Annotated in this window: 10 protein-coding genes; 4 read left to right on the forward strand and 6 right to left on the reverse strand. The window is 72.7% G+C overall.

The features are described from left to right. The 3 genes from HG542_RS33310 to HG542_RS33320 all read left to right on the forward strand — a co-directional run. A partial coding sequence (locus HG542_RS33310) for an aldehyde dehydrogenase family protein (RefSeq protein ID WP_171088097.1) occupies window positions 1–1,237 on the forward strand: 1,237 nt, incomplete at its 5' end. A gap of 45 nt (window positions 1,238–1,282) precedes the next feature. Then, window positions 1,283–1,957, forward strand: a complete 675-nt coding sequence (locus HG542_RS33315; protein WP_171088098.1) for a GntR family transcriptional regulator — start codon at window positions 1,283–1,285, stop codon at window positions 1,955–1,957. Window positions 1,958–2,184: 227 nt separating this feature from the next. Then, window positions 2,185–2,592: a hypothetical protein gene (locus HG542_RS33320; protein ID WP_171088102.1), complete on the forward strand. Its 408-nt coding sequence runs from the start codon at window positions 2,185–2,187 to the stop codon at window positions 2,590–2,592. A 66-nt stretch (window positions 2,593–2,658) separates the two neighbouring features. Here HG542_RS33320 and HG542_RS33325 read toward each other — a convergent pair whose 3' ends face one another. Both HG542_RS33325 and HG542_RS33330 read right to left on the reverse strand, forming a co-directional pair. After that, window positions 2,659–3,501: a SigB/SigF/SigG family RNA polymerase sigma factor gene (locus HG542_RS33325; protein WP_171088104.1), complete on the reverse strand. Its 843-nt coding sequence runs from the start codon at window positions 3,499–3,501 to the stop codon at window positions 2,659–2,661. Between the two features lie 49 nt (window positions 3,502–3,550). Beyond that, window positions 3,551–3,721 carry a hydrophobic protein gene (locus HG542_RS33330; protein ID WP_171088106.1) on the reverse strand — a complete coding sequence of 57 codons (171 nt, stop codon included), beginning with the start codon at window positions 3,719–3,721 and terminating at the stop codon, window positions 3,551–3,553. 137 nt (window positions 3,722–3,858) lie between these two features. Between HG542_RS33330 and HG542_RS33335 the strand changes: the two genes are divergently transcribed. After that, complete coding sequence (locus HG542_RS33335) at window positions 3,859–4,032, forward strand: CsbD family protein (RefSeq protein ID WP_171088109.1); 174 nt, start codon at window positions 3,859–3,861, stop codon at window positions 4,030–4,032. A 71-nt stretch (window positions 4,033–4,103) separates the two neighbouring features. Here the strand turns inward: HG542_RS33335 and HG542_RS33340 are convergent, their stop codons facing one another. The 4 genes from HG542_RS33340 to HG542_RS33355 form a co-directional block, all read right to left on the reverse strand. Continuing rightward, window positions 4,104–6,644 (reverse strand): ABC transporter permease, encoded by a 2,541-nt coding sequence (locus HG542_RS33340; protein ID WP_171088111.1) that lies wholly within the window; start codon window positions 6,642–6,644, stop codon window positions 4,104–4,106. 74 nt (window positions 6,645–6,718) lie between these two features. Beyond that, entirely contained in the window at window positions 6,719–7,501 is a 783-nt protein-coding gene (locus HG542_RS33345; protein ID WP_373313167.1) for an ABC transporter ATP-binding protein, read from the reverse strand. A gap of 135 nt (window positions 7,502–7,636) precedes the next feature. After that, window positions 7,637–8,884: a sensor histidine kinase gene (locus HG542_RS33350; RefSeq protein ID WP_229922711.1), complete on the reverse strand. Its 1,248-nt coding sequence runs from the start codon at window positions 8,882–8,884 to the stop codon at window positions 7,637–7,639. 5 nt (window positions 8,885–8,889) lie between these two features. Continuing rightward, window positions 8,890–8,979, reverse strand: a 90-nt coding sequence (locus HG542_RS33355; protein WP_171088113.1) for a winged helix-turn-helix domain-containing protein, incomplete at its 5' end; no start/stop codon positions are given.

Consider the following 8,979-nt stretch of genomic DNA (forward strand, 5'->3'; position numbering starts at 1 on the left):
CGCCGCCGCCCGCTCGGCCGCGCTCACCGCCGTGGCCGCCGGCATCGAGGCCGCCGCGGACGAACTGGCCGCACTGGCCGTGCGCGAGGTCGGCAAGCCGGTCGCCGAGGCCCGCGCCGAAGTCGCCCGCGCCGCCGCGATCTGGCGCTACTACGCCCAGGCCCCCTACGCACCCGCCGGTGCCGTCCACGAGGCCGCAGCGGGCGCCGGCCTGCTGCTGACCCGCCGCCGCCCGCACGGGGTGGCCGGGCTGGTCACGCCCTGGAACTTCCCCTTCGCCATCCCGAGCTGGAAGGCCGCCCCCGCACTCGCCGCGGGCAACGCGGTCGTCCTCAAGCCCGCCCCCGAGGCCACCGCCTGCGCCGAGCGTCTGGCCGGCATCCTGCAACAGGCCCTGCCCGAGGACGTGTTCACCCTGCTGCCCGGCGGCGCCGCCGAGGGCACCGCCCTGGTCTCCACCGCCGACGTCGTCTCCTTCACCGGCTCGACGGCCGTCGGCCGGGCCGTGGCCGCCCGGGCCACCGCCCGGGGCGTCCCGGTGCAGGCCGAGATGGGCGGCCTCAACGCCGCCATCGTCCTGCCGGACGCCGACATCGGGCAGGCCGCCGCCCACATCGCCGCCGCCGTCGCCGGATACGCGGGCCAGAAGTGCACGGCCACCAGCCGCGTCGTCGCCGTCGGCGCGGCCCTCGCACCGCTGCGCGAGGCGCTCGCCGAAGCCCTGCGCACGGTCCCGGTGGGCGACCCGGCCGATGCGGCCACCGTGTGCGGACCGCTCATCGACGAGCAGGCCCGCGCCCGGACGGAGGAGGCCTGCCACGGGCTGGGCGTCCTGGCAGGCGGCTCCGCGCCGGACGGTCCGGGCTGGTACGCGGCCCCGGTACTCGTGGAGAAGGTGCCGTGCGGCCACCGGCTGCTGCACGAAGAGGTCTTCGGCCCCGTCGCGGCCCTGCTGCCCGCCGGGGACCTCGCCGAAGCGGTGCGGATCGGCAACTCCGTTCCGTACGGCCTCGTCACCTCCGTCCACACCACGGACCTGGACACGGCGCTGCACGGACTCGACCACCTGGACACCGGAATGATCCGCATCAACGCCCCGACCACCGGAGTCGACTTCCACCTGCCCTTCGGCGGCACCAAGTCCTCCGGCCACGGCCCCCGCGAACAGGGCCGCGCCGCCCTGGAGTTCTACGCCTCCAGCCGCACCTACACCCTGTCACCTGCCGGAACAACGTGACATTGTACAGTGATCACCCGCTGCGGCCGAAGGGATCACATTGCCATGGGGCATCTGAAGCACCGCGACCTGAACGCCACCCGGGAGCGGCTGCGCGACCAGGTCGCCCACGCCCTGCGGGCCGCCCTGATATCCGGTGAACTGCGCCCGGGCCAGGTCTACTCGGCGCCCGGCCTCGCCGAGGACTTCGGCATCTCCGCCACCCCCGTGCGCGAGGCCATGCTCGACCTGGTCCGCGAGGGCCTGGTCGAGCCGGTCCGCAACAAGGGGTTCCGGGTCACCGAGGTCGACGAGCGCGACCTCGACCAGTACACCGAGATCCGCGCCCTGATCGAGATCCCCACCGTCGGCCGGGTCACCCGTACCGCAGACCGCGCACAGCTGGAGGCGCTGCGCCCCGTCGCCGAGGAGATCGTGCGGGCCGCCCGCGACCACGACCTCATCGGCTACCTGGAGGCGGACCGGCAGTTCCACCTCTCCCTGCTGGCCCTCTCCGGCAACGAACGGCTCGTCGAGACCGTCGGCGACCTGCGCAAGCGCTCCCGCCTGTACGGGCTCACCGGCCTGGACGAGCACGGCGAGCTGCTCCCTTCGGCCGAGGAGCACCTGGAGCTCCTCGATCTGATGCTGACGGGCGACGCGCAGAAGGCGGAGCAGTGCATGGCCCGCCATCTGGGGAAGGTCCGCTCGCTGTGGGCGAAGAGCGACGAGGCGCCGTAGCCCGCGGGCGTGTACCTCCACCGGAGGGGCAACTGGCCGGTGCTGACCACACGTTCGCGGGAGCGCGTCACCAGCAGGCTGCCACACATGCCCTGTTGGGGACGTTTCTTCCCATGCGCTCCCCAAAACGTCACCAACCCCTCCCCGGGTCGAAATCGTCCACGATGGCGGCGAAAGGGCGAGAACAACCTCGTACCTGCCTCAACACCCATCACTCGGAGGACAGTGTGACGTTCCTGAGGAACGCCGCAGTTGCCGCAGCAGCCGTCATCACGGCGGTTGCCGGACCCGCAGCACCCGCCGGCGCCGACCCGGCGCACCACACCGCCGAAGCCCACGCGGTCAGCGTCGACGGGCAGAGCAAGAACAGCACGGCCGAAATGGCGCCGGCCGCGCAGAAGCCCCAGATCCAGCCCGCATCGAGCTCCGCCGACCGCGATGCGGCCGCGAAGTGCTGGAGCGGCCGCACGGACGGCGGTCGCAAGTTCTTCAAGACCTGCAACGGCACCTCGTACCGCGTGTACGTGGACTGCACGGACGGCCGTTACCTGTTCCCCGAGACCTTCTCGGGGCAGTGGGAGTTCCGGCTGACCTGCCCCGAGGGGACGCACGCCGACTGGGGCGGCAACTGGTAGGACACAGCGCATCGGCCGGACGCCGCAGACGGCGTCCGGCCGATGGCCGGTCGGGCGGGGGACGGGTCAGGCCTGGGCCAGCAGGCTCTTGCGCAGGCGCTCCAGAACCCGGCTGAGCAGGCGGGAGACATGCATCTGGGAGACGCCCAGCTCCGCCCCGATCTCGGTCTGCGTCATCTCCGCACCGAATCGCAGCCTCAGCAGCTTGCGTTCCCTGTCGTCGAGTTCGCCCAGCAGATGCCGGAGCACGTGCAGGTTCTCCACCTTCTCCAGGTTGTCGTCGACCGTACCGATCCGCTCGGCCCACGCCGGGCCGTCGTCATGGGCGTACGAGGCGTCTTCGGCGGGCACGTCGATGGAGCAGGCGGTGTAGCCGTTGCAGGCGATCTGGGCCTTCACGACCTCATCGTCGGGGAGGTCCAGCAGACCGGCCAGCTCCCGGACGGTCGGGGCCCGGCCCAGCCGGCCGGCCAGCTCGTCGTACGCCTTGGCCAGTTCGACGCGCAATTCCTGCAGCCGGCGGGGTACATGGACGGCCCAGCTGGTGTCCCGGAAGAACCTTTTGATTTCCCCGGTGATACAGGGAATCGCGAAGGTGGTGAATTCCGCCCCGCGGGTGAGGTCGAACCGGTCGATGGACTTGATGAGACCGATGGTGCCGACCTGGACGATGTCCTCCCTTTGTTCGGCCCGGGCCCGGAACCGGCCGGCCACGAAGCGCACCAGGGAGAGATTCATCTCGATGAGCGTGTTGCGCACGTACTGGTACTCGTGGGTGCCCTCCTGAAGAACCGTCAGCCTTTCCAGGAAAATCCTGGTCAGTTCTCGGGCGTCCCGCGGGCTGACAGTGCCGGGATTCTCGATCCACGGCAGTTCGGCGGTTCCGCGACCGGCCTTCGGACTGGCCACTCCGGCCTCCTTCGCTGCGGTTCCCGTGGGAAATTCCTGTGTCCGGCCCTCACCACCTGTACCAACGGCCGCGTGCACCGTCCGCCCCGGTCATCCGGACCAGGAAGCCGAGCAGCCAGACCACCAGCACGATCACGGCCACCCACCAGAGCAGCTTTACGGCGAAGCCTGCGCCGAAGAGAAGCAGTGCGAGAAGCAGAACGAGAAGCAGTGGACCCATGTCGTTTGCACCTCCTGACAGTTCGCCTGCCCCGCGAGTCCGCCTTTATGCCCGCCGCCTTCGACGTTTGGGGTCCGCAAAGGAGGGCACCCGAAGGGCGGCCGCAACGGAACAGCCGACGAGAGGAGCAAGTGACCATGAGTGCGGAAGAGAAGGCCAAGGCCAAGGCGGAACAGGCCAAGGGCGCGATCAAGCGGGAAGCCGGCCGCGCCGTCGGGAACGAGCGCAAGACGGCGGAGGGGCGCGGCGAGAAGGCCAAGGGCGATCTGCGCAGCGCCAAGGAGAAGGCCAAGGACGCCTTTCGCGACTGAGGCGCAGCCGTCAGGCCGAAGGGGCCGGGACCCGGACCGGGGTCCCGGCCCCTTCGGTGCGTGCGTGCCGCCTACTGTGCCGACGTCGCGGCCGGGATGTCGACGCGGGCAGCCCTGCGGGCCGGCCACAGCGAGGCGAGCAGCGCACCGGCCAGGGCGATCAGGATGCCGAGGGCGAGCCGTCCCCAGGGAAGGACCAACGCATAGCCTGCCACGCTCTCTTGGAGGGTGCGGCCGAGCGCCCAGCCGAGGAAGATTCCCAGGACGGTGCCGGCGGTCGCGCCGAGCGCGCCGACGATCAGGGCCTCCAGGCGGACCATCCGGGTCACTCCGGCCCGGTCGAGACCGAGGGCGCGCAGGGTGCCGAGCTCCTTGCGGCGTTCGAGAACGGACATGGCGAGCGTGTTGGCGATACCGAGGGCGGCGATCACCAGGGCCATGCCCAACAATGCGTAGAAGACGTTCAGTTGGCCGCCGATGTCCCCGCTGTACTCGGCCTTGACGCCCTCCCGGTCGAGGACGGCCAGCGCGGGGTTGTCGCCGAGGGCGTGGACGACGGAGCGGCGCGCGGCCTGGCCGGGGCCGCCGTCCGGGGCGACGAGGATCGCGGCGGTGACCGGGGCGCGGTCGTAGCGGGCGACGAGGGAGTCGGGCGCGGTGATGCTGGGCATCAGGTGACTCTGCGGGTCCGCGCGGTAGACGGCGCCGATGGTGACGCTGCCGTGCCGGCCGTCGGGACGCTGCAGGGGAAGGGTCTGGCCGAGACGCCAGCCGGCCTCCTTCGCCTTGAAGTCGGCCACGGCGATCTGCCCCTTGGCGAGGCTGTCGAGCGAGCCCGCGACCACGTCGTAGCGCAGCAGCCTGCCGATCGCCGCGGGGTCGACACCGGTCAGGACGGATTCGGTGCCGCCCAGGCGGTACCGGGTGGACTGGTCGAGCGGGCTGACCGCGGAGCCGGGCAGCTTCTTCGCCAGGTCCGCCGCCGTCCCGGGGGCCAACTCCATACCGTCGGCAGCGGCCTTGACGAGGTAGCCGGCGGTGAAGTCGTGCGTGGTCGCACGGTCCAGGTACCGGGCGGTGGACGCCCCGAGGACGGAGAGGCCCGAGGCGAGGGTGAGCGCGATCGCGAGGGCGGCGGCAGTGGCCCCGGTGCGGCGCGGGTCGCGCACGGTGTTGCGGGCGGCGAGGGTGCCGTGCACCGGCCGGAGGCGGGCGAGCAGCGGCTGGAGCAGGGCGACGAACGGCCGGGACAGCAGCGGGATCAGGACGATCGCGCCGGTCAGGGCGAGGACTGCCCCGCACCCGATGACGGTCCGGGCGTCCTTCCCGCCGGCGAGGGCCCCGTACAGGACGGCGGCCGTACCGGTCAGGGCGAGCGCGGCACCGAGGCCGGTGCGCAGGGAACCGGCGCGTGCGGGGGTCGCGGGCTCGGCGGTGCCGAGCGCGGCGACGGGCGGGATGGCCATGGCCCGGCGGACCGGCAGCCACGCGGCGACCACGGTCAGGACCGTACCGGCGAGGAGCGAGCCGATCACGGTGACCGGGGAGACGACCAGCGGCCCTGACGGCGAGTCGGCGGAGGCGAGGAAGGCCCGCAGCAGCGCGGCGACACCGGTGCCGACGGCGATGCCGACCGCGGAGGCGCCCGCCCCGATGAGGACGGACTCGGCCAGCAGGATGCTGCGCACCTGCCGGCGCGAGGCGCCGACGGCCCGCATGAGGGCCAGTTCCCTGGTGCGCCGGCCGACCAGCATCGAGAAGGTGTTGGAGATGAGGAAGGCGGCGACGAACAGGGCGACAGCGGAGAAGCCGAGCAGGATCTGGCTCATGGTGTCGCTGTCGTTGGTGGCGAGGTTCCTCTGGATCTGGGCGAGCCGGGCCCCGGTGACGGCGCTCGTGCCCTTGGGCAGCTGCGCTTGGACGCGTTCGAGGAGCTGCTGCGGGGTGGTGCCGGGGGCGGCCGTGAGCTCGATGCTGCGGAACGTGCCGGGTGCGAGGAAGAGTTGCTGGGCGGTGGAGCCGGTGAAGAGGACGAGGCTGCCGCCGGACGGGAGCCGGGTTCCGTCGGTGCGGAACATCCCGCTGAGGGTGTAGGTGGCGGCGCCCTTGCCGGTGGCGACGCGGACGGAGTCCCCGATGCGGTAGCCGCCCTGGCGAGCGGTGTTCTCGTCGAGGGCGACCGCGCCGTCCCGGGCCGGACCGGTGCCCTTGACGAAGCGGTAGGCGGGGTCCGTGCCGTCCGCTCCCGGCGCGAAGTTGCCGCCCTGGTGGGACGAGCCATGGCCGATCAGCCCGCCGTCGCGGTCGGCGACGGCGGCGAAGCCGTCGACCCGGCCCGCGGCGACGGCGACACCGGGGACCCCGGCCAGGGCGGTGGCCGTGCGGGCGTCGATACCGGCCTGCCGGGCCTCGCCGCCGGGCGGGGCATCGGGGGAGACGCTGACGGCGATGCGCGTGTAGCCGTCGGTCGCCTTGGCGGCGGCCGCCTGGCCCAGGCTGTCGCCGAAGACGAGGCTGCCGGAGAGGAAGGCGACGCCGAGCACGACCGCGAGCGCGGTCATCAACAGGCGGGCCTTGTACGCAAGGACATTGCGCAGGGCGGTGCGGAACATGACGGTGGCGGATCCTGGGATGCGGGCTCGCCGGGCGCGAGCAGGCGGCTGGGTCGGTGCGGGGGCGACGGCGGTCAACTGGTGCGCGAGCGGGAGTCGAGAGACTTCATGAGGTCCAGGACCCGGTCCGGCGTCGGGCGCACCATCTCGTCGACCGGACGGCCGTCGGCGAGGAAGACCACGCGGTCCGCATAGCCGGCGGCGACCGGGTCATGGGTGACCATGACCACCGTCTGGCCCGTCTCGTGCACCGAGTCCCGCAGAAAGCCCAGGACTTCGGCCCCGGCGCGCGAGTCGAGGTTGCCGGTCGGCTCGTCGGCGAAGACGATCGCGGGGCGGGAGACCAGGGCGCGGGCCACCGCGACGCGCTGCTGCTGACCGCCGGACAACTGCCCGGGCCGGTGACCGAGGCGCCCGGAGAGGCCGACCATGGAGACCACATGGTCCAGCCACTGCGGGTCGGGCCGACGGCCCGCGATGGTCATCGGCAGCGTGATGTTCTCCAGCGCGGTCAGCGTCGGCAGCAGATTGAACGCCTGGAAGACGAAGCCGATCCGGTCCCGGCGCAGCGCCGTGAGCTGCCGGTCGTCGAGCGCGCCCAGTTCGGTGGTGCCGATGCGGACGGAGCCCGAGTCGAACGAGTCGAGCCCGGCGGCGCAGTGCATCAAGGTGGACTTGCCGCAGCCGGAGGGACCCATGATCGCGGTGAACTCGCCCTCCCGGAAGGCGATACCGACCCGGTCCAGGGCGACGACACGGGTCTCGCCGCTGCCGTAGACCTTCGTCAGGTCGGTGGTGGCGGCCGCGATGCCGGCCGCCGGGTGCAGCGCGAGCAGGTCACCGGGTGTGGTGGTCACGGGGACTCCTCTTCGAGTGCGGATGCGAGTGCGGAAAGGTGCACGTCGAAGGGTGTCCGGGGAATGTATCGGGTTCCCGGCCGCCGTGTATCGGCCTCCGCGCCACTGCGTAGCAGTCCTGCAGGGGCCGAGGGATCAGTGCGGCAGGCGCAGGGTGGCGACGGCGCCGCCGTCCGGGGCGTTGGCCAGGTGCAGTTCGGCGCCGAGGAGCCGGGCCTGGCCCAGGGCGATGGTCAGGCCCAGGCCGTGGCCCGAGCCGCGCTCCTTCGCGCCGGTGTGGAAGCGGCGGGGACCGTCCCGCAGCAGGTCCGGCGGGAAGCCGGGGCCGTGGTCGCGCACGACGACCGTCCGGCCCTCGACGGTGACCTGCACCGGGGTGTCCCCGTGCCGGTGGGCGTTGACGACGAGGTTGCCGACGATGCGTTCGAGGCGGCGCGGGTCGGTCTCCACGGTCTCCATGGTCTGCGCCGTGGTGACGTCGGTGTCGAGGCCGGTGCGGGACACGGCCTCGGAGACGACCGCCCCGAGCGGGACGTGGGCGTGGGCCGGCTGTTCGGCGCCGGCGTCCAGCCGGGAGATCTCCAGCAGGTCCTCGACGAGGCCGCGCAGATCGCGCACCCGGGCCCGGAGCAGATCCTCCGTCTCGCCGGGCGGCAGCAGGTCGGCGGCGGCGAGCAGGCCGCCGACCGGGGTGCGCAGCTCGTGGGCCACGTCCGCGGTGAACCGGCGCTCGCTGCGCAGCCGTCGGCCGAGGGTGTCGGCCATGAGGTCTACGGTGGCGGCGATGTCGGCCACCTCGTCGCGGCCCTTGGTGGGCCCGGTGCGGGCGTCGAGGTCCCCGGCGGAGATCCGCCCCGCCGTCTCGGAGACCCGCCGCAGCCGGCGTCCGAGCAGCCCGGCCCCGTACACCGCCAGGGGCGTCGCCGCCGCGAGGGCGATCGACGAGGCCACCGCCATGGTCGCGTCGAGCTGGTCGAGCGTGTGGAGTTCCGTGCTCATGTTGACCTGGACGGCCAGCACCCGGCCGCCCGGGCCGCCGACCCGCTGGGCAGCCCACATGCTCGGCCCCAGATTCCCTTCGACGCGCCCGTCGTAGGCCGTGTGCCGGTCGTCGTCGGCCGGGTGCCGCAGTGCGGCGGGCAGTTCCGGCGGGTCGAGCAGGGCACCGTAGGCCAGCGTTCCGGTGCGCCGGTAGACGTCCATGGCCGCGTAGACGTTGTTGAACGCCTGCATTTCGGCCCGTTCTTGGATGTCCCGCGCGGTCCACAGGTGCACCAGCACGCCCACCGCCGCGGCGACGAGGCACGCCGTGGCGGCGGCGAGTGCTGCGATCTTCCAGCGCAGGGACACGCGGGCGGGCCGCAGCCGGGGGAACGGGCGCACCGGTCTCAGCGCCTGAGCTTGTAGCCGAAGCCGCGGACCGTCTCGATCCGGTCCCGGCCCAGCTTCCTGCGCAGCCGCTGCACGCACAGGTCCAC

This window comes from Streptomyces morookaense (assembly GCF_013030945.1).
Lineage (GTDB): Bacteria > Actinomycetota > Actinomycetes > Streptomycetales > Streptomycetaceae > Streptomyces > Streptomyces morookaensis.